Annotated in this window: 22 protein-coding genes; 15 read left to right on the top strand and 7 right to left on the bottom strand. The window is 35.9% G+C overall.

Annotated elements, in window-relative coordinates; translation table 11 throughout:
- A partial coding sequence (locus PY093_RS01935; RefSeq protein WP_275644170.1) for a group II intron maturase-specific domain-containing protein occupies window positions 1–597 on the top strand: 597 nt, incomplete at its 5' end.
- Window positions 598–677: 80 nt separating this feature from the next.
- Here the strand turns inward: PY093_RS01935 and PY093_RS01930 are convergent.
- The 3 genes from PY093_RS01930 to PY093_RS01920 form a co-directional block, all read right to left on the bottom strand.
- On the bottom strand, window positions 678–1,892 hold the full coding sequence (locus PY093_RS01930) for an iron-containing alcohol dehydrogenase (RefSeq protein WP_275644169.1): 1,215 nt from the start codon (window positions 1,890–1,892) through the stop codon (window positions 678–680).
- A 98-nt stretch (window positions 1,893–1,990) separates the two neighbouring features.
- Window positions 1,991–3,517 (bottom strand): aldehyde dehydrogenase family protein, encoded by a 1,527-nt coding sequence (locus PY093_RS01925; RefSeq protein ID WP_275644168.1) that lies wholly within the window; start codon window positions 3,515–3,517, stop codon window positions 1,991–1,993.
- A 30-nt stretch (window positions 3,518–3,547) separates the two neighbouring features.
- A complete protein-coding gene (locus PY093_RS01920; protein ID WP_275644167.1) occupies window positions 3,548–3,757 on the bottom strand; it encodes a hypothetical protein in 210 nt (69 codons plus the stop codon).
- A 280-nt stretch (window positions 3,758–4,037) separates the two neighbouring features.
- Between PY093_RS01920 and PY093_RS01915 the strand changes: the two genes are divergently transcribed.
- From PY093_RS01915 to PY093_RS01905, 3 genes are all read left to right on the top strand, one after another.
- Entirely contained in the window at window positions 4,038–4,724 is a 687-nt protein-coding gene (locus PY093_RS01915) for a helix-turn-helix domain-containing protein (RefSeq protein ID WP_275644166.1), read from the top strand.
- A gap of 143 nt (window positions 4,725–4,867) precedes the next feature.
- Window positions 4,868–5,833, top strand: a complete 966-nt coding sequence (locus PY093_RS01910; protein ID WP_275644165.1) for a processed acidic surface protein — start codon at window positions 4,868–4,870, stop codon at window positions 5,831–5,833.
- A gap of 3 nt (window positions 5,834–5,836) precedes the next feature.
- The gene (locus PY093_RS01905) at window positions 5,837–6,418 is read left to right on the top strand and encodes a class D sortase (protein WP_275644164.1); all 582 of its coding nucleotides are present in this window, start codon (window positions 5,837–5,839) and stop codon (window positions 6,416–6,418) included.
- Window positions 6,419–6,791: 373 nt separating this feature from the next.
- Here PY093_RS01905 and PY093_RS01900 read toward each other — a convergent pair whose 3' ends face one another.
- Both PY093_RS01900 and PY093_RS01895 read right to left on the bottom strand, forming a co-directional pair.
- Window positions 6,792–7,874: an AbrB family transcriptional regulator gene (locus PY093_RS01900; RefSeq protein WP_275644163.1), complete on the bottom strand. Its 1,083-nt coding sequence runs from the start codon at window positions 7,872–7,874 to the stop codon at window positions 6,792–6,794.
- Window positions 7,875–7,933: 59 nt separating this feature from the next.
- Window positions 7,934–8,848, bottom strand: a complete 915-nt coding sequence (locus PY093_RS01895; RefSeq protein WP_275644162.1) for a DMT family transporter — start codon at window positions 8,846–8,848, stop codon at window positions 7,934–7,936.
- Window positions 8,849–8,992: 144 nt separating this feature from the next.
- Between PY093_RS01895 and PY093_RS01890 the strand changes: the two genes are divergently transcribed.
- Window positions 8,993–9,826, top strand: coding sequence for a DMT family transporter (locus PY093_RS01890; RefSeq protein ID WP_275644161.1), 834 nt, complete (start codon window positions 8,993–8,995; stop codon window positions 9,824–9,826).
- Window positions 9,827–10,026: 200 nt separating this feature from the next.
- A complete protein-coding gene (gene recQ / locus PY093_RS01885; protein ID WP_275644160.1) occupies window positions 10,027–12,165 on the top strand; it encodes a DNA helicase RecQ in 2,139 nt (712 codons plus the stop codon).
- A 114-nt stretch (window positions 12,166–12,279) separates the two neighbouring features.
- Here the strand turns inward: recQ and PY093_RS01880 are convergent, their stop codons facing one another.
- Window positions 12,280–14,049, bottom strand: coding sequence for a methyl-accepting chemotaxis protein (locus tag PY093_RS01880; protein ID WP_275644159.1), 1,770 nt, complete (start codon window positions 14,047–14,049; stop codon window positions 12,280–12,282).
- 524 nt (window positions 14,050–14,573) lie between these two features.
- Between PY093_RS01880 and PY093_RS01875 the strand changes: the two genes are divergently transcribed.
- The 7 genes from PY093_RS01875 (at window position 14,574) to ligD (ending at window position 21,466) form a co-directional block, all read left to right on the top strand.
- Window positions 14,574–15,707, top strand: coding sequence for an ABC transporter ATP-binding protein (locus PY093_RS01875; protein WP_275644158.1), 1,134 nt, complete (start codon window positions 14,574–14,576; stop codon window positions 15,705–15,707).
- A complete protein-coding gene (locus tag PY093_RS01870; RefSeq protein WP_275644157.1) occupies window positions 15,704–16,639 on the top strand; it encodes a carbohydrate ABC transporter permease in 936 nt (311 codons plus the stop codon). Before PY093_RS01875 ends, PY093_RS01870 begins: the two co-directional genes overlap by 4 nt.
- Window positions 16,636–17,448 (top strand): carbohydrate ABC transporter permease, encoded by an 813-nt coding sequence (locus PY093_RS01865; RefSeq protein ID WP_275644156.1) that lies wholly within the window; start codon window positions 16,636–16,638, stop codon window positions 17,446–17,448. The genes PY093_RS01870 and PY093_RS01865 overlap by 4 nt, the downstream gene beginning before the upstream one ends.
- Before the next feature lie 64 nt (window positions 17,449–17,512).
- Complete coding sequence (locus PY093_RS01860) at window positions 17,513–18,856, top strand: ABC transporter substrate-binding protein (RefSeq protein WP_481769262.1); 1,344 nt, start codon at window positions 17,513–17,515, stop codon at window positions 18,854–18,856.
- A gap of 83 nt (window positions 18,857–18,939) precedes the next feature.
- Window positions 18,940–19,668, top strand: a complete 729-nt coding sequence (locus tag PY093_RS01855; RefSeq protein ID WP_275644154.1) for a glycerophosphodiester phosphodiesterase — start codon at window positions 18,940–18,942, stop codon at window positions 19,666–19,668.
- A gap of 30 nt (window positions 19,669–19,698) precedes the next feature.
- Window positions 19,699–20,253: a glycerol-3-phosphate responsive antiterminator gene (locus tag PY093_RS01850; RefSeq protein WP_275644153.1), complete on the top strand. Its 555-nt coding sequence runs from the start codon at window positions 19,699–19,701 to the stop codon at window positions 20,251–20,253.
- Between the two features lie 262 nt (window positions 20,254–20,515).
- A complete protein-coding gene (ligD, locus tag PY093_RS01845; RefSeq protein ID WP_275644152.1) occupies window positions 20,516–21,466 on the top strand; it encodes a non-homologous end-joining DNA ligase in 951 nt (316 codons plus the stop codon).
- A gap of 114 nt (window positions 21,467–21,580) precedes the next feature.
- On the opposite strand, the gene PY093_RS01840 is transcribed toward ligD, so the two are convergent.
- Window positions 21,581–21,886, bottom strand: coding sequence for a hypothetical protein (locus tag PY093_RS01840; RefSeq protein ID WP_275644151.1), 306 nt, complete (start codon window positions 21,884–21,886; stop codon window positions 21,581–21,583).
- Window positions 21,887–22,307: 421 nt separating this feature from the next.
- Between PY093_RS01840 and PY093_RS01835 the strand changes: the two genes are divergently transcribed.
- Window positions 22,308–23,828: a sensor domain-containing diguanylate cyclase gene (locus PY093_RS01835; protein ID WP_275644150.1), complete on the top strand. Its 1,521-nt coding sequence runs from the start codon at window positions 22,308–22,310 to the stop codon at window positions 23,826–23,828.
- A gap of 159 nt (window positions 23,829–23,987) precedes the next feature.
- A complete protein-coding gene (locus PY093_RS01830; protein ID WP_275644149.1) occupies window positions 23,988–24,188 on the top strand; it encodes a hypothetical protein in 201 nt (66 codons plus the stop codon).
- Window positions 24,189–24,317 lie beyond the last annotated feature (129 nt).

The following is a 24,317-nucleotide window of genomic DNA, read 5'->3' as shown; positions in this document are numbered from 1 at the left end:
TGCAATATTTACGTCAAAAGTAGACGGGCAGGTTATCGAGTGATGGAGAACTCAATCAATTTCCTAGAGGGTGAACTGAAATTAACCGTGAATCGTGAGAAAAGTGCGGTAGGAAGTCCACTGAAACGAAAGTTCCTGGGTTTTTGCCTACTGGCAACTAGAAACGGTGTCAAAATCCGACCACATCATAAGGCTAAGTCTACCGTGAAGCAAAAGTTGAAGAAAATAACAAAGCGGAGCAGAGGGAAGAGCATTGAAGTCCTCTTCAAACAAATCAAGCAGCTAATGACAGGGTGGATAAACTACTACGGCATTGGTGAAATGAAAAGCTTTATGAATGATTTGAATGGTTGGTTGAAACGACGAATCAGACAATACATTTGGAAACAGTGGAAAAACCCACGAACCAAACGTAGGAATCTCATTCAACTAGGTATCGAAAAGCAAAAAGCCTATGAATGGTCAAATACCCGAAAGGGTTACTGGAGGATTTCTGCCAGTTATATCCTTCATAGGTCTTTAACAGATAGAAAACTGGTACAACTCGGATATATGGATATATCCGCAAAATACCAGTTTGTACACTCAAATTATTGAACCGCCGTATACGGGTCCGTACGTACGGTGGTGTGAGAGGGTCGAACGAATCAATCTTCTGATTCGTTCACTCTACTCGATTACTTTTCGACAACAACTGGAACAACCCTTTGGCCAACGGCACGAATTAGTTCCTTTGGCATTGGGAACGAAATGGCTGCAGGGTCCATGCTAACTGCTAGAATAGTATGTTCCAAGTGTTCTTCTGAGATATTGAATTCACCAAAATCACTAGGAAGCCCCACTTTATATTGAAGCAGTCGAATTTTTTCTACAGTTGCAGCTAAAATGGCACTTGGGTCATCACTAGCTACGTCTACACGTACAGCATCTGCAAGCTCTTTAATTTTAGGTAGATATAGATCAGGTATACTTTCCATCACTACCGGCAGGAATACCGCATTCGCGAGTCCATGTGGAATACGGAATAACGCACCGTACGCATGTGCAAAGTTATGAACAGGAATAGCATTTAAGGAAAAGCTAAATGCGGAAATTCCCATTAGACTAGCTTGCAAAAGCTCCATTCTTGCACCTAGATTTTCTCCATCTGCTACTGCAAGAGGTAGGTTTTTCTCTATTAATCTTATTGCATGTAGTGCATGGGCATCTGTAAGTGCGGTTGCATTTGGTGATGCTAGTGCCTCAATCGCATGTGTTAAGGCATCAAAACCAGTAAATGCTGTAATATATGGAGGAAGCCCAACTGTTAAATCAGGGTCTAGTACGGCCATATCTGAACTTATAAATGGATTGATAATATTTGTTTTCATTTTGGCTTCTTCATTATATATAACGGCAATAGGCGATACTTCAGAACCAGTACCAGCAGTTGTTGGGACTGAAATATGTGGAATCGCCATATAATTCGCTTGTGGGAATGATTCAAAAAGGAATCCACCAGGAATCGCTTCTTTTATGTCGGTTAAGCCTTTAAAGAGAGAATATTTTACACCTTTAACGGCATCTAAAACACTTCCTCCACCAACTGCTAATAGCCCATCAGCACCAACCTCTCTTGCATACTTGGTTGCTGCATTTACACACTCACTCTCAGCATCCTGGGCAATATCAAGATAGATCCCTACAAGCTCAGGACCAGTACCATGTGAAGTAAGCTCAAACATTTGTGCAATCTTTTCAACAATGCCTGCTTTTTCTAGTCCTCGGTCACTAAATAACACAACCCGTTTTGCTCCAAGACCTTTGAATAAATCAGGAATCATGGCACGACTGTTTGAACCACTATAAATACCCGTCCGAAGCATAAATGATGAAAAAGTTGTTGTTATCATATCCTTCACCTCATTCTATTTTTTAAGATGGAATTGATCACATGCATAAATTTGAACTCGTTTTAATGTCTAGTTCAAGGCACCCTGCATTTTTCATATTATTCCGTCTCTGAAAAAAGCAGTTGATACCAATTTCGTTTATGAAGCTCAGGAACCATCGATGTATGAACATGTTTTAGCTGAGTATACGCATCAAGTGAATGTTTACCCATCTCTCGTCCGATCCCGCTTTGCTTATAGCCTCCAAACGGAGCATCGTTTCGTAGCATATGCCAATCATTAATCCACACAACACCAGCACGAAGCTTTCTTGCAACGTCATATGCTTTATTTACATCCTTCGTCCAAACACCAGCAGCCAGCCCATATATCGTATCATTTGCCATTTCAATCACTTCTTCAATTTCAGAATAACGAATGACTGTTAGGACAGGACCGAAAATTTCTTCTTGTGCAATCTTCATATCGTTTTTAACATTTATGAAAATAGTCGGCTCAATGAAATATCCGCCTTCACAGCCAGGTACTGCAACCTCTTTCCCACCGCAAACAACAGTTGCACCTTCTTCAATTCCAGCTTCAATATAAGATAGAACAGTATCTCTTTGCTGCTTAGAAATAACAGGACCAATATCAGTACCTTCTAACAGAGGATTGCCAAGCTTTAATGTACTCGTTAGTTTGACGAGACCTTCAACAACTTGATCATGTAATTTATCAGGAACAAACAATCGAGTACCAGATTCGCATAGTTGACCAGAGTGTAAAAATACACCAAATAAACTTCCAGGTAAGGCAATACTTAAGTCAGCATCCTCTAATAAAATATTAGGTGATTTTCCGCCTAATTCTAAAGTGGTATTTTTAACTGTGCCAGCGGCTAAGGTCATAATTTTTCTGCCAATCTCTGTTGAACCGGTAAAAGCTATTTTCTCAACTTTCGGGTGTGTGGCAAGTGGTTCGCCAACCTCAGTACCAGAGCCAGTTACAACGTTAATTACCCCTGGTGGAACAACCTCTGAAATGATCTCAGCAAGTTTAAGTGTTGTAAGAGGTGTAAAGCTAGCTGGTTTAATGACAATTGTATTTCCCATCGCAAGCGCGGGAGCAATTTTCCAAGTCGCGATTAACATTGGCATATTCCAAGGTGTTATTGCAGCGCAAACTCCAATTGGCTCTCTCCAAATAAAATTATGAGCTGGTCCAGGAAACGGAGGGGATGGTAAGTTTTCCGAAAATGGATATTCAAGCGTGAATTTTGCTAGTGTTTGAAATAAATCTGCCATTTGCAGGATATCATTAGAAGAAATCCGGCGAAGTGTTCCTCCCGAGCTTATGACTTCTAAATAGACAAGTTCCTCAGCGTGTGTAATAATTTGATGTGAAATAGCATATAATACTTTTGCTCTGTCCTTGGGTTTCATTTCACGCCAAGCAGTATTTTCAAACGCAGCACTTGCAGCCTGAACGGCTTTATCTACATCTTCTTTCGTTCCTTTTGCTACTTTTGCAACTAACTCTCCAGTAGCGGGGTTAATAACATCAAAGGTTTCACGACTACTTGAAGACTCCCATTTTCCGTTTATAAACAAGGGAAATGTTTTTACTTCAACATCTACAGACATGTATAATTCCTCATTTATATACTTAGCTATTTAGACAACACCGACATCAGATTCTAATAACCTATAAATCTCTTCAAGTCTTTTTCCTATTGCTCTTGCAAGAATATCCATGCGTACCGCTAGCTGATTCATCGTAAAATTCATGTTTTCATCGAATGAACCCCCAAACGTACTCTGATCTTCTACGTTATTATTAAAACCTTCTTGATTAATCTTGACAGCTAAAGTTAATTCCTTCATTTTAGCTACAACAAGATCAAAGAGGTGAGGGTTTTCACAAAAGACGAAGAGGAAAAGAGTCTATTAATATTCCTCTTTTACTTGTGGATAAAATCGTTCTTTCACTCATTTTTCCCCTCCTAAACAATTGAATTGCAAATGGACAAATTGTATAATAGGAATACAACTGTATTTTAATTTGAATATTCTGTCGAATTTAGATGTAAGGGCTTTCATATTAACTTTACGATACAATTGACTTTATTAATATATCTGAAAATGTAGGGGTGCAAAATGTCGAATGATTGAAACTACAATTTCTAGTTATGTTCAAGGCTTATCTGATTTACGTGATCCTATGAAAAGGGTAGAGATGATGATTAGAGGCTGTGTACAATTTTTTCCTTTTCAACGGGCATCCATTTTTACATACTCTCCGTTAAATTACATCGGTGAAGGGATCCTACAGGTCGATAATGGTGAAGTGCGTTCCATGCAGTCGATTAAGGAAGATGTCAGATCATTCCCACCAATATACCTTGCTGTTTCAAAAAACAAGCCCCACTTTATAAATCTAGAAAATCAACTAGGAATCTGGCCGAATAAATATATACATGAATATGATTTAACTTCATTGTTTATCATTCCAATAAGTTATTTAAAGACAGTAGTAGGATGTGTACTGATTGATCGTTATATTGGCGAATATCAACCAGATGAACATGTTATCAATGGGTTATATAACTATTTAAAGCATGCGATTGAGACCGTAAACAATGATACGCCAAACTTATCGTCACTAAGCAAACGAGAAATCGAATCCCTTCAATATCTTGCAAATGGACATGGTTTGAAAGAAATAGCCCAACATTTAAAAATAAGCGAATTCACTGTACGAGACTATTTAACATCCTCGATTAGAAAATTAGGTGTAAACCATCGAACAGAGGCTGTTGCAGTGGCATTACGGAGGGGCATCATACTATAACTATTAAGGATTAGAATGGCGGTCATAGATAGAACATCAGATTTTTTGATGTTCTATTTTGTTAGATTAAAATTATTTTCTCATGAATTTTCTTCCTGTTATTTCACATAATACCATTATCACTAATTACAGGAGGGGTTTTGATGAAGAAAATTATAACTGCAGTCTTACTCGCGTTTATTCTATTTGTTATCTACTCACAACCAACCTATGCAGCAATTTCACAAGATGAGTTAGACCAATACCTTACACAAATTGGTTGGACGAATGAGGATTTACAAGATTACTTAGAGTATTTTGAAATGCCATTAGAAGACTACGCAACAATTGAAGAACTAATGGCGGAACTTGGTACACCACTAACTGAGGAAAATTTAGCTGAACTTCTAACTACTTATGGCATGTCAGAAGATGAATTAAATGAATTGTTAGCAGGCTTTGGAGAATCAGTGGGGGATTATTTAATTTATGAGGAATTAGATGCTTCAATTGATTTTTACCTCAATCATGAGGATTACATGATGGAAGCTGAAGACTTCCTAGCAACTGTTGGACTAACTGAAGAAGAAGTGGATCAACTTTTCACCCATTTCATGACACTTGATGAAACTGAACTCGAACAGAGAATGGAGGAGGTCGCTGCAAAGTTAGAGCCTTTTGCAACAATGGATCCTGAAGCAGAGCTAACTGAAGCTCAAATGAATGAACTAGCGGCGGCATGGGCAGAAATAATGGGCTTACTTCAATTAAATCCAAGTTATTATTTAGTAGATGCCAATGGAGTGGCAACACCTGTTTCCATTCAAGATTTAATGGCAATGGAAGATGATTTAGGAGGTAAGAGTCTTGTTGTTGAACTTTATGATAAAGCTGGAAACCTTCTATTAGATATGCAGCTTTCAGAGGATATGCTTTCATCAAATTATATTTTTGAAACGGCAAATGAACTAGTAGATGTTGGGGATTTAGCGGGCGAATTAACTATTGTTAAGCATGACACTCTTCCCAACACAGCCTCACCATATGGATTAAACATGTTACTTGGGTTACTAACAATGTTTTTCGGGGTATTCGTTCTAAGTAAAACTCGAAACAGAGAACTAGTATAAATCATGAAAAAATTATCCATCATCCTGATTGGATGCGGAATCGTTTTCTTTAGTTGGAATTTTTATTCTTTTTGGATTGGTTATACTGCTTCAAGTTGGGAGGATGCACGGTCTTTAACATCAACGAAGGATTTAAGTAAAATAACTCCTAAAAAGATGAACACTGAGTTGTATTCAGATATTCCAGAAATGGGTGAAAAAATTGGGACCTTAACTATTCCCCGGTTGAAACAGTCTTTCCCTATTTATCAAGGAACAAGTAAGGGAATATTGAAAAAAGGGATAGGACACTATGCGAAAAGTGTCCTACCGGGTGAAGAAAATAACTCCATTCTCTCTGGACATAGAGACACAGTGTTTAGGGGACTCAAGGATTTAAAACAACGAGATCAATTAATTGTAACAACAGATGCAGGAGAGTTCCTTTATAAAATAAAGAAAATTAGGATCGTTGAGGCAGATGATAAAACGGTATTGACTCCTAAACCAAGAGGCACGTTAACAGTAACTACATGCTATCCATTTTACTTTCTAGGTGATGCCCCGCAAAGATATATTATTGTTGCGGATTTAATAAATCCATAAAAATGTGTGCGGTGATTTGAAGCCTTGTTCTAGCAGGGTTTCTTTTTTTTGAATAGGATTAATTGCCCTGTAATAAATCCTACTATCCGAAAATATGATGTGTAAAAGCTAAGGAGGGGTGTTGTGGTATTGATACGGTGAAAAGCTGGCATACGGATGAATGAAATTGGGATCAAAAATACTTGGAAATTCCGCCGAATTATTAGTTAATCCCGCCAACCTCAGTGGAAATCACGCCGAATTCAGCGTAAATCCCGCCTAACTATAAGGAAATAACCAGTTGCTATACATTAAAAAAACTTAGGCGGTCGGTAAAGGTCGACCGCCATTTTTGTGTCTGCTTTATCATATGGAGAAATTGTACATTTATCTTTTATAAAGAGTGTTCTCTACTTGTTTGAAGATTTGTAGGCTTCTGTTTTGTGAATCCCCATTTCAAGATGCTAGGGACAAATATGATGATAAACAGCAACCGTATAAATTGTAAGGAACTAACTACAGCTGGATCTGCGCCTACCGATTTTGCTGTTAGCACCATCTCAACTAGACCACCTGGTGCTAGGCTTAGAACGGCAGTTGATAGGGATAAATTAGTGTAAAGATAAAACAAATATCCTAGTCCAAAAGCTGTAGCAATAATAATAATAGATAACAAGAAATAGATACCACAATACTTCCCACCAAGCTTTAAATCTTGGATCGATATTTTATTCCCCATGCTCATTCCAACTGAAATTTGCGCGAAGATTAGCAAGGATTGTGAGAGACTCGGTATTTCAATCCCGATTACTTTTAAAAGAGCAGTTGCCGCTAAGGGACCGATAACATATGCAGCAGGTAGGCGATTTCGTAAAAGCCAACCAACAGCAATTGGTATTAAAAACCATGCATAAGAAAAAAATGTTGGAGTTGACAAATTCTCTGTCGCATTAAGTAATGGACTAACATTATTACCCGTAAACATATGAACAACTAAAAATGGAACAGTAAATACAACCGTCAATAGTCGGACTGTTTGAAAAATGGTCACCATAGCTGTATTTGCATGTAAGGATTCACATGAGGCTACCATTTCTGATAAACCACCTGGAATCGATCCAAACACACTAGTGATTGGGTCTATCTTGATAAAACGTGTTACCAGTATGGCATTTAAAACACTAACAGTTAATAAAAGGACGGTAGTTAAAATAAAAGGAATAATGTAAGGAAAAACAGTTGTAAATGTTGCAGCAGTAAAAGACATCCCGAAAAAGATTCCTAGTAGCATTAAACCACCATTATAAATCGGCCTTGGAGCTACCATTTCACGATGGGTAAATGTTTTCCACAAAATCATTGCAGTCATTGGTCCTAAAATCCATGGAATTGGGAGATTGAGTAGGTGGAATATGACTCCAGCACCCGCCGCTACACTATAAGTCTCTAGAATTTTTTTCCAACGTATCTTTGTCATTTCGAATAACCTCACTAAAAACTCTACGGTGCCAGGAACGTGCCTGGCACCGTAAAAAATTATATCTCTTTTGTTAAAATAGTTGTTTGTTTTGGTAAGGACGATTTTTCTCTAGTGGTCAAGATAACTCCAACTAATACGATGATGCCACCCACTACTTGATGCCATGTAATCACTTCTTGTAAAAATACATAAGAACCAAGCGCGGCGAATACAGGTACAAGGTTTAAAAAGACAGATGCCTGTGAAGGGCCAATATCTTCAACAGCTTTATTCCACCACATCAATGCAAGTACAGAAGGAAATATACCTAAATATAGCAGGGCGAACACTGCGCCTATGTTCCAATTAATCTCAATGATTTTATTCCATTCCAAAGCAGTAAAAGGTATCATAACTATGATGGCCGTAAAAAGAATTGAAAGTAATCCACCATATAGGGGAAATTTACCACTATGCTTCTTAACGAAGAATGAATAAAAGACCCAGCATATTACTGCGATCAACATTAAAATGTCCCCAAAATTGAACGATAGTGTCACTAATACTAAAATTGACCCTTTCGCAATAACCCATAGGACTCCAACAGTTGAAATTAGCACACCAATCAGTTGGAGCTTAGCAAGCTTTTCACGTAAAAGTATAAATCCGATGATAACTGAAAAAATCGGGGTCGCTGATTCAACAATACCTGCATTTACAGGAGAGGTAAAATGTAATGAATAATAGACAAGTGCATTAAATGCCGCAATTCCAGTGAAAGCTAAAGAAAAGATAGCTTTCCATTCATTTTTCCACAGTGTTATATTTTCTTTCCATTCCTTCCAACCAAACGGTAAGATAGCTAAAAAGGCGATGCTCAACCGTAAAAAAGCAAGTGTGATGGGTGGAATTGTATCTGTTACAGCTTTACCAACTAACAAATTGCCTGCATAGATCATAGCGACTAGTAGTAATAAAACGTATGAATTCAATAACAATACCACTCCTTTTAACAATACTCTAAACCTATTATATTAAAGATTTTAGTAAAATACGAAAGTTTTATTTTGTAACTCGAAATAAATCCTTTATAATGGTAAAATGAATAGACATCTTAGGGGAGTGGGATGAGCAAAATGAGAAAGCCAATACTATATGGATTGCTATTATTCGTAATGGTCGTATGGGGATTCAATGTAATTGCCGTAAAGATAATTGTTGAAAACTTTGCACCTGTAACCATCACGTCATTCCGCATTCTATTAGCAGGTACCGTCGTTTTATTAATCCTTATTTTTCAAAAAGAAATGAAAAAGATTAATAAAGTTGAAGCGATGTATGTTGCGATTGGAGCGTTCACAGGTGTCCTTGGACATCATATTTTCCTTGCACTCGGGTTAACTACGACGACAGCTTCAAATGCTTCACTTATTTTAGGTTTAATTCCATTAATGACATCGATCTTTGCTGTGTGGTTTTTAAAATCTACATTCACAATCGGCAACTTTTTTGTTTTCATGTCAGTCATTGCCCAGGCAATTAGCTTTGTTGCAATTAAAAAGGCATCACAAACACTAGATACTAAAGTAATGACTGGTTATATGCTCATACTTGGATCGCTATTTTTATTCATTACAAGTTTACTAATGGAACCATCTGGATTAAATAGTTTACCAGAGGGACCTTTCTATGTATGGATTATTTTCATTGTCTCCGCAGTAGTCGCTACCGGATTAGGTCATATCATTTACAACAATGCTATTCATCATTTAGGTGCAGGAGAAACGGCAATATTTATTAATTTAACGCCATTTTTTGCGCTCACAGGCTCGGTGCTATTTTTAGGTGAAAAAATTACTTATTTTCAGCTTATGGGCTTTGTGTTTATCATTTCCGGTGTACTTCTTGGTAGTGGTTTGTTTGACAATAAAATTAGCCAAAGAAGAGAACCTGTGGTAAAATCATACTAACTTAACACTTGCCCTCAATCTTGGGGGCAAGTTAATTATCCTCTTCCACAAAATTTTAACCTCCCTAACTCCCAGTCTACGAGTAATTTTTTATCAATTTGAAAAAATTTCAAATCCTTTATCCTCATTTTCATAAAAGTTCCTAAGTGATACAATAGGTTCTACTACGTTAAAATATATAAAAATTCAGGTGATAATTTATGCTAGAACAAGCTAAAAAGCTATTACACACTTATTTCGGTTATACTACTTTTCGAAAAGGCCAAGAGGAGATTATCTTAAATATACTTAACAAGCAAGACACTTTAGGGATAATGCCTACCGGTGGGGGAAAGTCAATTTGTTATCAAATCCCAGCACTAATGGCAGAAGGTGTTACGATTGTCATTTCACCGTTAATTTCATTAATGAAAGATCAAGTAGATGCACTTCATCAGGCAGGCATTCCAGCAACTTTTATAAACAGTAGTTTAGATAATGGCGAGATTGAAAATAGGATTTATGATGCTAGACATGGTGTTTATAAATTAATCTACATCGCACCTGAAAGACTTGAATCTGCTTCCTTTCGTTCCTTATTGTCTACATTGAATGTATCTATTTTAGCAATTGATGAGGCACATTGTATTTCACAGTGGGGCCATGATTTCAGGCCAAGCTACCGTTCGATCCAATACATGAGTAAAGAATTACCAACAAAACCCGTTGTGATTGCATTAACAGCGACGGCAACTAAAGAAGTAACAGCAGATATAAGTCATTTATTGTCTATTCAAGAGTCTAGTGTGTTTGTGACAGGCTTTAAGCGAGAGAATCTCCTCTTCTCGGTTATTAAAGGTGAGAATAAAAGGGATTTTGTAACCCGTTATGTAAAAGAAAATAAAAGCCAAGCAGGAATAATTTATGCCGCTACAAGAAGAGAAGTCAATGATTTACATGCTTTTCTACTAAAAAGCGGTTTTGCAGCGGGAAAATATCATGCTGGTTTATCAGAAACCCAGAGAAACCAAAGTCAAGAGCAATTTTTACATGATGACCTTTCAATCATGGTTGCGACAAATGCGTTTGGAATGGGAATTAACAAATCAAACGTAAGGTATGTCTTACATTACAATTTGCCAAAAAATATTGAAGCCTATTACCAAGAAGCAGGACGAGCTGGGCGTGACGGTGAGCCGAGTGAATGTCATATTTTATATGGAGCACAAGACATTCAACTCCAAAAGTTTCTAATAGAGCAAACAGGATTAGATCCTGTTAAAAAGGTAAACGAATACGAAAAGCTCCAACAAATGATTGATTACTGTCATACAGAAAAATGTCTACAGGTGTATATCCTCGAATACTTTGGTGAAGAGCATAGTGGAGCAGGCTGTGGGCGTTGTTTACACTGTAAGGATACAAGAGAAAGAGTTGATATCACTACAGATGCGATGAAAATCCTTTCTTGTATTACGAGAATGAACCAACAATTCGGAAAAACTCTCGTTGCGCAAGTTTTAAAAGGTTCTAAAAATAAGCGAATTAAGGAACTTCGTTTTGATGGTCTTTCAACATATGGATTAATGAAACAGTATTCAGAAAAAGACATTGTAAGTCTAATTGACTTCCTAGTTGCCGAAGGGTATGCGTCTTTATCCAATGGCCAATACCCAGTTCTGATGCTAAATGAAAAAGCGATGTCCGTCTTAAAGGGACAACAAAAAGTGTACAAAAAAGAACAAATGAAAACAAAGCAAATTGTCGTTGATAATGCGTTATTTGAGATTCTAAGAGAAACGAGAAAAAGTATTGCAAGTCGAGATGGAGTACCACCATATCTCGTTTTCTCTGATAGCACATTAAGAGAAATGAGTCAGCTATGCCCAACTGATGAAAAGGCTATGTTTAATGTAAAAGGGGTGGCACAAGTAAAGTTCGAGCGCTATGGTCAAGATTTCCTAGAGGTTATCAGAAAGTATCTAGCGGAGCATGGTGAAAATGTGAAAACTATAGTCGTCCACCAGGAAAGTAAATCAAATGAAGTGGATGAGAGCCCAAGCTTTATTCAATCGTTTAAATTATTTAGTTCAGGTAAAGATATTAATGAAATTTCAAAAGATCGTGCAATGTCTGGGGTTACGATCCAAAATCATATTATTCGTGCGATAACTGAAGGGCATGAGGTAGATTGGGAACGAATTATTCCGGAGCAATACGAAGATATTATTTCTCAAAAAATAGACGAGCTCGGTGCAGAAAAACTTAAACCACTAAAGGATGCACTACCAAGCGAAGTAGACTATTTTGCGATAAAGGGTGTGATTTGTAAGAAGATGTTAAAGATTAAAGCAACTTAAAACGATGAATGCAGGTCTTATAATTTACTATGCAAAAAGGCGTGGAAATGTTCCAAGCCTTTTTGCGTTTTGTAAATTTCGGTGAGCTTATTGAACAGATGTAGCTCTTTAAAGCTATTCTTTCGTTTCAATCGAAAATTGATCGATAATCTTCTGTAATTCTTCACTTAATGCATTAAGATCCTCAGCAGAAGTTGCAATTGTACCAATCACGCCGATTTGCTCGTCAACAGAAGCGAGCACTTCTTCAGAGGATGCTGCAGTTTCTTCTGCAACCGCTGAAATATTTTGAACAGATTCTAAAATACTACTACTATGATCTGTAACAACCACAATTTCAGAGTTCAGAAGTTTTATGGCTCCAATAATTTGATTCATTGATTCAGAAATATGATTAAATTGTGTTTCTGTATCTTTTACTGAATGGTTTAGTTTAGATGAGATATCCGTATTATTAGCCATTGCTTTTACAGTAGTTTCAGTCTCTTTCGCAATGCTATTGATCATATGTTGAATTTCATTTGTTGCATGGTTTGTTTCTTCAGCCAACTTTCGAACTTCGTCAGCGACAACTGCAAACCCTTTTCCATATTCACCAGCTCTGGCTGCTTCAATGCTCGCATTTAGTGCAAGTAAATTTGTTTGTTTTGAAATTGAATCAATCGTTGTTACGATATTTGAAATATCTTTAATACTATTATATAAGTGATTAATTCCAACACTGATTTGGTCAGATGCTTTCATAGATGCTTCATTTGAGTCTTGAAGGAAGCTTACCTTTTCCTTCCCAAGTTCAATTGCCTTAGTAGAATCTCCAGTCAGTGTAAGCATTAACTTATTCTGTTGATTCATTTTAGCAATAGCACTACTGAGTTCTTCTGTTTTTTGACTTGTCGATTCAATATCTGTAGCTTGTGAAACTGAGCCCTTTGTAATCTCATTCATTGCCCGACCCATTTCTTCACTAGTTGCATTCGTTTCCTCTGTTAAGGCCGAAAGCTCTAGTGCTGACTGAGAAACTTTCATGCTTGTTGTTTGGATATTTGTTAGGATTGATTTTAATTGCTCAGTCATTTTATTAAATGCTTTTCCTAATTGGCCAATTTCATCCTCTGACTCAGGTAATGTTGGAACATCTAATTTACCTTCTGAGATAAGAAGGGAAGAGTGGGTAATTTTCTCCATAAGTTTAAGCTTATTTCTACTAAGGAAGTAAAATAGTAGTAAGCCAATAATTGTGATCAACACTGAAATTCCTAATATCAAATATAACAATGTGTTTAATGAATCATAAAACTCATGCTCATAAGCCCCGATTCCAATATTCCAATCCCATGGCTCAAAATAAGACATATAGACAATTTTATTTCTCTCTACTGTCTCGCCAGGATTTTGCCAAGCATACTCATAAAATCTATCTTCGACATCAGTTGCTTTTGCAGCCTTTACAATATCTTGAACAACAAATTGTCCATTTGAGTTTTTAACATCTTTTTTGTCTTCTCCAATTTGAATACTTGGATGTAGTTGTGCAATATGATTGGAGTCATAGGCCATTAAATAGCCTTCTTTTTTGTAAACAAACGAAGATAGTGAGAAATCATATGTAGTTGTTCCGTCCTTTGTAACAGGTGGTCCGACTAATACTTCACGCGCTTTTTCCTTCGCTTCCTCTAAGGTCATATTTCTTGCTTCTACTTGCTCGTTTAATAGTTCCAGCGTAGAGATCGAGTTGTTTACCAAATGTTGAAGATCAAGTTTTCCGCTACTGACTAGTTCATTTTTAGCGAAATTATAGCTTAGCAAGCCGAGAGTGGTCGTGGCAAGTAAAATTAAAGCTGTGATCCCCAATAATAATTTTGTAGAAATCTTGTTGAATTTCATAGAATTGCTCCTTTTTAGTTGATGAAAGAAATTACTATGTTATATATCGTCAAATTTCGACCTATTTTGAAGGCGTTTAAAAAATAATATTAATATATGCCTTCGTCCATCGCCTGAATGTTCTCACGCCAATGTTTTAATGAGAGATTTCTCTTTTGCACACAGCTTTTGTTCGATTTAATTACCATACACTGCAGCTACATTTGATTGCGGCTTTGAGAAAAATATTTTTAAAATTAAGAAAATTACTTTACAAATATTACTCTAATTGTGTTATATTGTAAATAAGTTGATATTATGTGAAGGAGATAAGGAGGCTCACACGAATTGCTTAGATATTTTTAGGCACTTTTTGTGGGCTTTTTTCTACTGTTTATGAATTTATAAAATTGTAAGGTTATGTATAAGTGTTTTCATTACCTTCAGCGAAAGAAAAGTTAATGATTTCTTTACACTCTATTAATATTGCATTTTCATTTATTTAGTAGAATATACAAATATAGACAATGAAAGGGTTGAATAATTTGAAAAGGGTTGAACTACAGAGTGTGTCTAAATCCTATGATAGTAAAACAACAGTAATTTCTGATATAAACGTAACGATAGAGCCAGGAGAATTTTTTGTCCTAGTTGGACCCTCTGGTTGTGGGAAAAGTACGATGCTAAGAATGATTGCAGGCTTAGAAGACATTACAAGTGGAACTCTAAAAATTGGAGAGAAAGAAGCAAATCACCTACCTCCTAGCCAGAGAGAAATTTCAATGGTATTTCAAAATTATGCCTTGTATCCACATTTAAATGTCGAAGAGAATATTGTATTCGGTTTAGATGTAAAAAAAGTGCCAAAGGAAGAGAGGAAGACACGCTGTAAGGATGTTGCTGAGTTATTAGGTTTATCAGAATACCTAACTAGAAAGCCTAGAGAGCTTTCTGGTGGACAGCGTCAACGGGTAGCCTTGGCTAGGGCAATCGTAAATCAGGCACCGATATGTTTAATGGATGAACCATTGTCAAATCTAGATGCAAAGCTAAGAGCACATATGAGATCTGAAATAAGACAGATTCAAAGAAAATTAGGGTTAACGATGATTTATGTAACACATGATCAGGTCGAAGCAATGACGATGGGTGATCGAATTATGATTTTACATGATGGAATCGTTCAGCAAATAGGTAAACCATTAGAAATATATAATAGCCCAGCAAATCCTTTTGTAGCAACCTTTATTGGCTCACCACCAATGAATCTTACAAATGGGATTTGGGATAAAGAAAAAGGAGAAATTCAATTTGGTGATATGTTGGCAATTAAACTTGCAGTCAAAGATTTATCTATGATGAAATCAACAAATATTATTGTCGGTGTTCGACCGGAACATTTTAAAGTCTCTGCTAAAAGTCAGCCTGATGATAATATGATCGCAGTTGAAGTGATAAATGTTGAAGTGTTAGGGAATGAAACCATTCTATCTTTTAAAGTGAATCAATCAGAATGGCTTGCCAAGTTAAATGGCCAATGGAGTATTCAAGTAGGGGATGTTATTCCGTTAATGATTGACTATGACTCTATCTGTATTTTTGATGTGGAGACAGAAGAAATCTTGAAGATTCCATCAAACATAGAGAGGCATGTAATTGATAAAGAGGTGTTATTATGAAGCCCGAAGTTAACACCGTAAATAGGAGAGTAGAGGTAAAATACAAACCAAGCTTTTGGAAAAATTCTCTAAATGTGCGAACTGCGTTACTCTATTTGTTTCCTTCCATTTTATTATTTGCTGTCTTTCTATTCTACCCGATGTTTAAGACAATATATTTAAGTTTTTTCCTAACAGATCAACAGGGAACACCTGCGATCTTTGTGGGTTTAGAAAATTATCTATATTTATTTGAATCTGAAAGCTTTAGGAAGAGTACAAAAGCCACCATTCTATTTGTTTTATATACAGTGCCAACAGGAGTTGTTATCTCCTTATTTTTAGCTCTCTTAGCGAATGAAAAGTTAAAAGGAATTGGTTTCTTTCGAACGATTTTTTCATCGACGATGGGTATTTCAGTTGCTGCATCATCTGTTGTTTGGCTTTTCTTATTTCATCCAAGTATTGGGATGTTTAATAGAGTTTTAGGTTTATTTCAATTAGCGGAAATACAGTGGTTATTAGATCCAACTTGGGCGCTAATATCAGTTGCTATTTCAACAATTTGGATGAATACTGGTTTTAGCTTTTTAATCATCCTTGGTGGCCTACAAAATATTGATGGATATTTGTATGAGAGTGCCAAGATCGATGGTGCTGGCTATTGGTATCAATTACGGAGGATTACTATTCCAATGCTATCGCCAACACTGTTCTTTATCATAACCATCTCTTTGATCAATGCGTTTCAAACATTTGGTCAGGTCGATATATTAACAAAGGGTGGCCCTTCTGAATCTACAAATTTAATTGTTTATTCAATCTACCGGGAAGCATTTATAAATTACCAATTTGGTACAGCAAGTGCCCAAGCGGTTGTCTTGTTTTTATGCATCTTAGTTGTGACAATATTACAGTTTAAATTCGGAGAAAAGAAGGTGCATTACCAATGAGGTTTTCATCGAAAATTTTGTTTTATATCTTGTTAGTGTTTTCAGCCTTCCTCCTATTTTTTCCAATTTTGTATGCGTTTATGATCAGTTTTATGACAGGTGGCGAAATATTACAGGGGAAGTTTTTCCCAAGTGCCTTTAATTTTCAAAATTACATTACTGTATTTGAACGGCTACCTCTTGCTCATTATTTATTAAATAGTTTTATAGTATCGACGTTAGTCATGCTTGGGCAGTTAATAGTTAGCAGTATGGCTGCATATGCATTTGTTTTTATTCCTTTTAAGGGTCGAAATGTTATTTTCTTTTTATTTATTTCAACGATGATGATACCGTGGGAGGCGACAATGATCCCGAACTTTATTACTATTCAAAAGCTAGGCTGGATTAATACATATTTTGGATTGACTATTCCATTTTTTGCACTAGCCTTTGGAACATTTTTACTTAGGCAGCATTTTAAAACGATTCCAAATGAATTATATGAAGCATCCCAAGTGGCTGGACTTAATCGGTTTCAGTTCTTTCTAAGAGTAGTATTGCCTGTATCGAAAACAAGTTTAGTAACGTTAGGTGCATACGGGTTTTTAACAACTTGGAACATGTATTTATGGCCATTATTAGTAACCAATAATGATACCTCTAGAACAGTACAAATTGGACTAAAACAACTACAATCTCAAGAAGTTGCTACAGAATGGGGGGTGGTAATGGCAGGTGTAATTGTTGTAATTATACCTACTTTAATGTTGTTGTTTATTGGACAGAAACAATTGCAAAAAGGCTTAACCCAAGGTGCACTTAAATAAAAGGGAGTGATTTGTTGTGAAAAAGTATCTAAAAGGTCTTTTTATCTTTACTTTAATTTTTAGTATGGTAGTGATAACAGCATGTTCGAATTCAGCTAGTAATGAAACTGATGATGAAACTAAGGGTACTACCAATGAAGGAACTACGGAAGAAAAACCAGCAGAAGGCAAAACTGAAATTGTATTTTGGCATGCGATGAGTGGTGTTGGTCAAGAGGCACTTGATGAAATCGTAGCTGATTTCAATTCATCTCAAGATAAAGTTGAAGTAAAGGCAGAGTTTCAAGGGACATATGAAGAATCATTAACAAAGTTTAGAAGTGTTGGTGGAACAAAAGATGCTCCAGCGATCATTCAAGTATTTGAGGTTGGTTCTAAATACATGATTGATAGCGGATTTATTGAACCAGTTCAATCATTTATTGATAACGACAATTACGATTTATCACAATTAGAAAAAAATATCTTAAACTACTACACTATTGATAATCAATTATATTCAATGCCTTTCAACTCATCTACACCTGTTTTAATTTATAACAAAGATGCGTTTGCTGAAGTTGGATTGGATCCAGAAAATGCTCCACGAAAATTTAGTGAGGTAATAGCTGCAGCGCAAAAGCTAACAAAGAAAAATGGCGGTACGACAGAACGTTATGGTTTCTCAATGTTAACATATGGTTGGTTCTTTGAACAATTAGTTGCAACACAAGGCGGGTTATATGTAAACGAAGAAAATGGTCGTGCAGATACGGCAACTAAGGCTGTATTTAATGGTGAAGAAGGACTTAGAGTATTTAACTTTTTAGATGAAATGAATACAGCAGGGACATTCGGTAACTTTGGATCAAATTGGGATGATATTCGTGCTGCTTTCCAAACAGAAAAAGTAGCAATGTATATGGACTCTTCGGCTGGTGTTGGAGCAATCATTGAAAACTCACCATTTGAAGTAGGTGTTGCATATATTCCATACGCTGATGAAGTTGATTCTCAAGGTGTAGTTATTGGTGGGGCATCATTATGGATGTCAAAAGGGATTGAAAAAGAAAAACAGGATGCTGCTTTTGAATTTATGAAATACATGGCTACTCCTGAAGCTCAAGCAAAATGGCATGTAAAAACAGGCTACTTTGCTATTAACCCAGCTGCCTATGACCAACCAATTGTACAAGAACGCTATGAAGTGTATCCACAATTAAAAGTGACAGTAGAACAGCTACAAGCAACAAAACCATCTGTTGCAACACAAGGGGCATTGATATCTGTATTCCCGGAATCAAGACAACAGGTTGTAACAGCTCTTGAGAATTTATACCAAGGAATGGATCCACAAGAAGCATTAGACCAAGCAGCAGCAGGGACTGATAGAGCGATTGAAATTGCCAATCGAACAAGTGGTAACTAATCTTCATTAAGTAATTTTTCGGTAGCATCACTCAAATGGGTGATGCTACTCATACTTATAAAAGGACCAAGGGGGAGTATTCTTTGAAAGGAACTGCCATTTTTGCACATCGAGGAAGTAAAGGAAATAGACCTGAAAACACATTAGCAGCATTTCGCGAAGCGATTTCTTTAGGTGTTGATGGAATTGAATTGGACGTACATATGACTAGTGACAATGAGTTAGTCGTCATTCATGATGAAACAGTTGATCGGACGACAAATAGTAGTGGGTATATAAAGGATTTATCATTACAAGAATTAAAAAAACTAGACGCAGGGTCTTGGTTTTCAGATGAGTATAAGGGTGAGAAAATACCGACATTAGAGGAAGTATTTGAACTACTTAAAGATACAAAGATAACACTTAATATTGAATTGAAAAATGATGTCTTTGATTATGATGGAATTGAAAACAAGGTAATTCAAGAAGTGGATAAATTCTCATACCATCAAAACGTAATCCTATCCTCTTTCAATCATTATAGTATTAAAAAGTGTGTAGACATTAATCCAGGAATCAATACTGCTTTACTATTTATAGAAGTTTTGTATGAACCATGGAACTACGCAAACTTAGTAGGAGCAAAAGCAATTCATGTTTATGAGCCTGTAGCTTTGTATTACATAAAGAAAGAACAAACAAATAAAATTCCAATAAGACCATTTACAGTAAATGACGACGAAAAGTTGGAGTTTCTGATTCGAAATAAGATAGATGCCATTTTTACGGATTTTCCGGAAAAGGCACTAAACATTAGGAAGAAACTGTAGTGTTTTTAACTTACGTCTGGAGGTGATTGTTTGACATTTAATGGCCAAAAGATTATTCCTGCCATACGGGAGATGCAAGATTTTGAGAGAATGCTTGATAGTCCATATAAATACGGTGTCTTTTTGGAAATGCATGTTTCTAGACTAAAAGCTGTCTTTAGTTTGGCTCGTAAACATAATAAGAAAATGATATTACATGCAGACTTGATTCAGGGTCTTAAAAACGATGAGTATGCGGTCGAATATTTATGCCAGGAATACAAACCCGCAGGTCTGATTTCAACAAGGGTAGGTGCGATTACCAAGGCAAAGCAAAATGGTGTGGTGGCAATTCAACGCTTGTTTTTATTAGATACACATGCTTTAGCGAAAAGCTATGCCTTAATAAATAAGGTCAAACCTGACTATATAGAGGTACTTCCTGGTGTTATTCCACATATGATTAAAGAAGTTAATGAGACAACTGGTATTCCTGTATTTGCAGGAGGTTTAATTCGCTCGATTGATGATGTAGAAAATGCAATTAATGCAGGAGCTGTTGCTGTTACTACATCAAATCGAAAATTATGGAAAATGAATAGTTGATAGTTTTACAGGAATGATATGACTCACTATGTAGGATCACTTCTTTCATTTTCATTTTTATCACTCTCCTTGTTTTAGGATGCTCATTTTGTATACTTTCACTAACAAGGGTACCTTATGTAATGAAACATCTTTTAAATTATTTGAATATGATCGATATGTTGGTATAAGGATTTCTAGGGAGAATTGGCTTTCCTTTTATATAATTTGTCATTGAAGTATAAACTAAGTAAATCGACTATCACAATGAGGTGAATTAATAATGAAGCCAATTGTTCCAATGGAGCCAAAGCGAAGTAATGAAGTACCAAAGGGAGAAGGCTGGATCGCACAAATTAAATGGGATGGCGTTCGGATTATTACCTACTTTGATGGTCAGGAGGTACGTTTATTTAATCGTAAGTTAAACGAAAGAACGAAACATTTTCCTGAAATTACTGCTATCTCAACTTACTGTAATGCAGAATCCGTCATTTTAGATGGAGAAGTTATTGCATTAGATGACGGAGGAACACCATCCTTCCAAAAGGTAATGAAACGTGATGGAATCCGAAGACTTGATCGTTTAGCTGATGCCCAATCAGAAACGCCGATAACTTATATGGTGTTTGACATATTATTATATAATGGTGAATGGATAAATAATAAACCTTGGAATGAGCGTATGAAAATATTATCTGAAATCATTACACCTAATGAAACAATACAGTTAGTGCCTAGTATAGAGGATGGGCAGGCTTTGTTTGATGCCATTAAAGATTATGGCATGGAAGGAATTGTAATGAAGCAAACAAATTCTCCATATATTCTAGGCTCAAAAAAGGACTATTGGCTTAAAGTGAAAAACTACCGCGATATTTTTGCTGTTATTGGTGGTTTTACATTAAGGAACGGTGTTGTAAATGCAGTTCTATTGGGTGTTTTTGACGATGATAAATTCACTTACATCGGTCACACGGGAACAGGAAAGTTATCAAATCAAGATTGGAAGGACTTAACTACCCTCTTGCGCAAATTAGAGGTAGTCCAATCACCGTTTACCAATTTATCTAATCAGGCCGATACATATTGGGTTGAACCAAAAATCACAACAAAAATAATGTTTGCAGAATGGACTAACAATGGAAGTTTAAGGCAGCCAAGCATTCAAGCTTTTGTAGATGTACCAATTCATGAATGTACATTAACACAAGAGCAAGACCGTGTAGAATAAAAGATTTAAGAATTAAACAGAAAAAAAGTGTTGTTAGGAATATACCTAACGACGCTTTATTTGCCTTATACCGATTGAAACTTTTTACTTACTATATACCGCTACGGTTCCCCTTCACATCGCCTCTGCAGTGCTTTCGCTAAGAGTTAACTGGTTGGATTCACGTGTTATGATTTGTGCTATTATCCAATTTGTATATTCATCTGTAAACATAGATAGTACATCCTCAAATCTGTCTTCCCTTTTGTTATATACGCAAAACTGATCACACGCCCATCTCTCTGAATTGGTATCATATTTTGCGAGTATCCTAAAATCACGGCAATAGTCAGGTTCACTAGCATTTGTAAATTCTAGTTTCAGTATTCTATCCTCTAATGTAGAGGATTGCACTTTTAATGATAGATTTATAAGCAACACATTCCAGCACCACCTTTATCCTCCGTTATAAGTGCAACTAATAATCAGTGGGGATGAAGACAACCCCTACGGATTGAAAGTTCACTTTATAAACCCATTATTGCCAGGTTTATAGGATGATATACGGTCAGATATGCCTTTTAAAACAAGCGATAACAAAAACCAACAAGGTACCTTATAATGATGATGAGACTATCAATTTACTATGAACGACAACGGACACGCAAAAGGCGATATAGCGCCTTGTCGAAAATAATCGAAATGTTTTTTTAGAATTATACATAGAAAATCCCGATAAGTTGTTCAAATTATTGTAAAATTGATTTTATCAGCTTAAAATATCAATTCTTATTAGACTCTTGTCGTACTTCTTATTGCGTATTGATAAAATATTTAGAAGTTTATTTAGAAGGAGAAATCAATGAGACTTAAAGCAGCTATCGTTTTTCCTTTTTTAGCATTAATCATTGGGATAGTATTTTACTTTTCTATATCATATGTTAGCAGTGAGTATCATACTGTGGTATTAACTATTATGCTTGTTTTTATTATGATTACCTTGTATATTGCTTACTTGCTTGATAAAAGCAGATTAAGGGTTTTAAAGCTAGAAGGTGAAAACGAGTATCTAAGGAAAAGAGAAGAAGAAAATTCAGTGACTAGTATGTTCGATTCTGTTCTTGATCTCGTCTATTTAGTAGAGGTCAAAGGGCATAATATGATGATCTCGTCTGTTAATCGGAGATTTTTACGAGTTACAGGAATTCCAAAACAGAAAGTAATTGGGACAAATGCTAGTGAAATATTTGGAGGAATACTAGTAGAAAATTGTAAAAAAGCTATCAAAAAAAAAGGTGAGGTAGAATTTACATCTTCCGTATCATTTCCTCAAGGCGTAAAAGATATAGAAACGACGATTCATCCAATTAGACATGAGAACGAAGATACTGTTTCACTTGTTGTTATTTCAAAATTCGTTTCTGCTAGAAAACAAGCAGCGGAAATGTTAAAGGAAACGGAAAATCATTTTCAATTTATTACTGATAATGCAACTGATATTATTATGAAATTATCGGCGGATTCTTCCTTTCTTTATGTATCACCGATTATTGAGAAGATACTTGGTGTTAAGCCTAAAGATATACTGTATTCGAAAAACTCGTATGACTTTATAAATCCATTAGACCATGACCACTGTTATCTAGCACATCAAAAAATGCTATCGAATGATGAGATCGTAACATTTAAATTTAGAGCTTTTCGTACTGACCATAAGGAGATATGGCTTGAATCAACAGGGAAAAGGATTATAACCGATGATAATAGAGTCGAACTAATTTGTATTACTCGTGACATAACAGTGCGACAAGAATTAGAAATTGAACTTATGAGAGCAAATGAAAAATTAGAGTATTTATCATTTATGGATGGATTAACTGAAGTAGGGAATAGACGTAAATTTGATAAAACATTGATGGTAAAGTGGAATAAGAAAAATCACGAAAATAACCCATTATCTGTTTTAATGTTTGATATTGACTGCTTCAAAGAATTTAATGATACATATGGTCATGTATCTGGTGATTCTTGTTTGAAAGCAGTAGCAAGTACGGTAGACCGAATTGTAAAACGGAATAATGCTGAATTGTTTAGGTATGGGGGAGAAGAATTTATTGTATTATTTCCAAATGCCTCAATTGCGGAAGCTTTCCAGCTTGGAAAGGAAATCGTAATAGGCGTTAAAAAACAAAGTATACCACATATTACATCAACTATTTCAAACGTAGTAACAGTTAGCGTAGGTGTAGTGTCAACAGATCAAATTCCAGTGGAGGCGGATCCTAATGATGTTGTAGACTATGCAGATAAGGCCCTTTATCATGCAAAAAGACTAGGTAAAAATCGTGTAGTCGAATACATTGAAAACGTAATAACAGCATAAAACAAAATCCCAATTAAGAAAATAGGGTTTGTTTGCTTTTAAAAAATGGTGCAGAAAAAAGAATCTGCTACAAAAGATCTATTCTTTTTTTCCAAAATATGAAACCTTTTCATATGGTTATGCGTCTAATTAACTATAAGAGAAAGGTGGGGGAGAAAAATGCAAGGTAAAAGGGTCAGGTTGGAGAATCAATTGGATTACGCTTTTTCGTCAGTTTATAAAGATATTGATACTTTAGCCAACCTAATATATGAATCAAATCGACTACCAAAAAACGAAGCCGAAGTATTTAAGATTAAATCAAATTTGAAACAAAGTGTTAAAGCAATCGAATTTCTAACTACAGCAGACAACAGTTAAAATGTCTACGTAAAATGTAGACGTTTTTTTGTTGGTAAGGAATTTATAAAATTGTAAGGTTGTGTATAACTTCGTGTCTTTGTCTATCTACGACCAGTTGTATAGTGGCTTTTTTTTCTTTCCTCCACT

Origin of the sequence: Cytobacillus sp. S13-E01 (assembly GCF_029193815.1) — a bacterium.
In the GTDB taxonomy this organism is placed as follows: domain Bacteria; phylum Bacillota; class Bacilli; order Bacillales; family Bacillaceae_L; genus Bacillus_BV.
Note: the sequence above shows the minus strand (reverse complement) of the source record. Positions and strands in the feature narration are given on the sequence as shown.

What these genes read in the sequence shown, in the direction of transcription:
- PY093_RS01865 (WP_275644156.1), top strand. Translation starts at nt 16,636, where the DNA reads ATGAGGTTTTCATCGAAAATTTTGTTTTATATCTTGTTAGTGTTTTCA.
- PY093_RS01930 (WP_275644169.1), bottom strand. Translation starts at nt 1,892, where the DNA reads ATGATAACAACAACTTTTTCATCATTTATGCTTCGGACGGGTATTTAT.
- PY093_RS01910 (WP_275644165.1), top strand. Translation starts at nt 4,868, where the DNA reads ATGAAGAAAATTATAACTGCAGTCTTACTCGCGTTTATTCTATTTGTT.
- PY093_RS01830 (WP_275644149.1), top strand. Translation starts at nt 23,988, where the DNA reads ATGCAAGGTAAAAGGGTCAGGTTGGAGAATCAATTGGATTACGCTTTT.
- PY093_RS01905 (WP_275644164.1), top strand. Translation starts at nt 5,837, where the DNA reads ATGAAAAAATTATCCATCATCCTGATTGGATGCGGAATCGTTTTCTTT.
- ligD (WP_275644152.1), top strand. Translation starts at nt 20,516, where the DNA reads ATGAAGCCAATTGTTCCAATGGAGCCAAAGCGAAGTAATGAAGTACCA.
- PY093_RS01920 (WP_275644167.1), bottom strand. Translation starts at nt 3,757, where the DNA reads ATGAAGGAATTAACTTTAGCTGTCAAGATTAATCAAGAAGGTTTTAAT.
- PY093_RS01870 (WP_275644157.1), top strand. Translation starts at nt 15,704, where the DNA reads ATGAAGCCCGAAGTTAACACCGTAAATAGGAGAGTAGAGGTAAAATAC.
- PY093_RS01915 (WP_275644166.1), top strand. Translation starts at nt 4,038, where the DNA reads ATGATTGAAACTACAATTTCTAGTTATGTTCAAGGCTTATCTGATTTA.
- PY093_RS01880 (WP_275644159.1), bottom strand. Translation starts at nt 14,049, where the DNA reads ATGAAATTCAACAAGATTTCTACAAAATTATTATTGGGGATCACAGCT.
- PY093_RS01890 (WP_275644161.1), top strand. Translation starts at nt 8,993, where the DNA reads ATGAGAAAGCCAATACTATATGGATTGCTATTATTCGTAATGGTCGTA.
- PY093_RS01925 (WP_275644168.1), bottom strand. Translation starts at nt 3,517, where the DNA reads ATGTCTGTAGATGTTGAAGTAAAAACATTTCCCTTGTTTATAAACGGA.
- recQ (WP_275644160.1), top strand. Translation starts at nt 10,027, where the DNA reads ATGCTAGAACAAGCTAAAAAGCTATTACACACTTATTTCGGTTATACT.
- PY093_RS01860 (WP_481769262.1), top strand. Translation starts at nt 17,513, where the DNA reads ATGGTAGTGATAACAGCATGTTCGAATTCAGCTAGTAATGAAACTGAT.
- PY093_RS01900 (WP_275644163.1), bottom strand. Translation starts at nt 7,874, where the DNA reads ATGACAAAGATACGTTGGAAAAAAATTCTAGAGACTTATAGTGTAGCG.
- PY093_RS01835 (WP_275644150.1), top strand. Translation starts at nt 22,308, where the DNA reads ATGAGACTTAAAGCAGCTATCGTTTTTCCTTTTTTAGCATTAATCATT.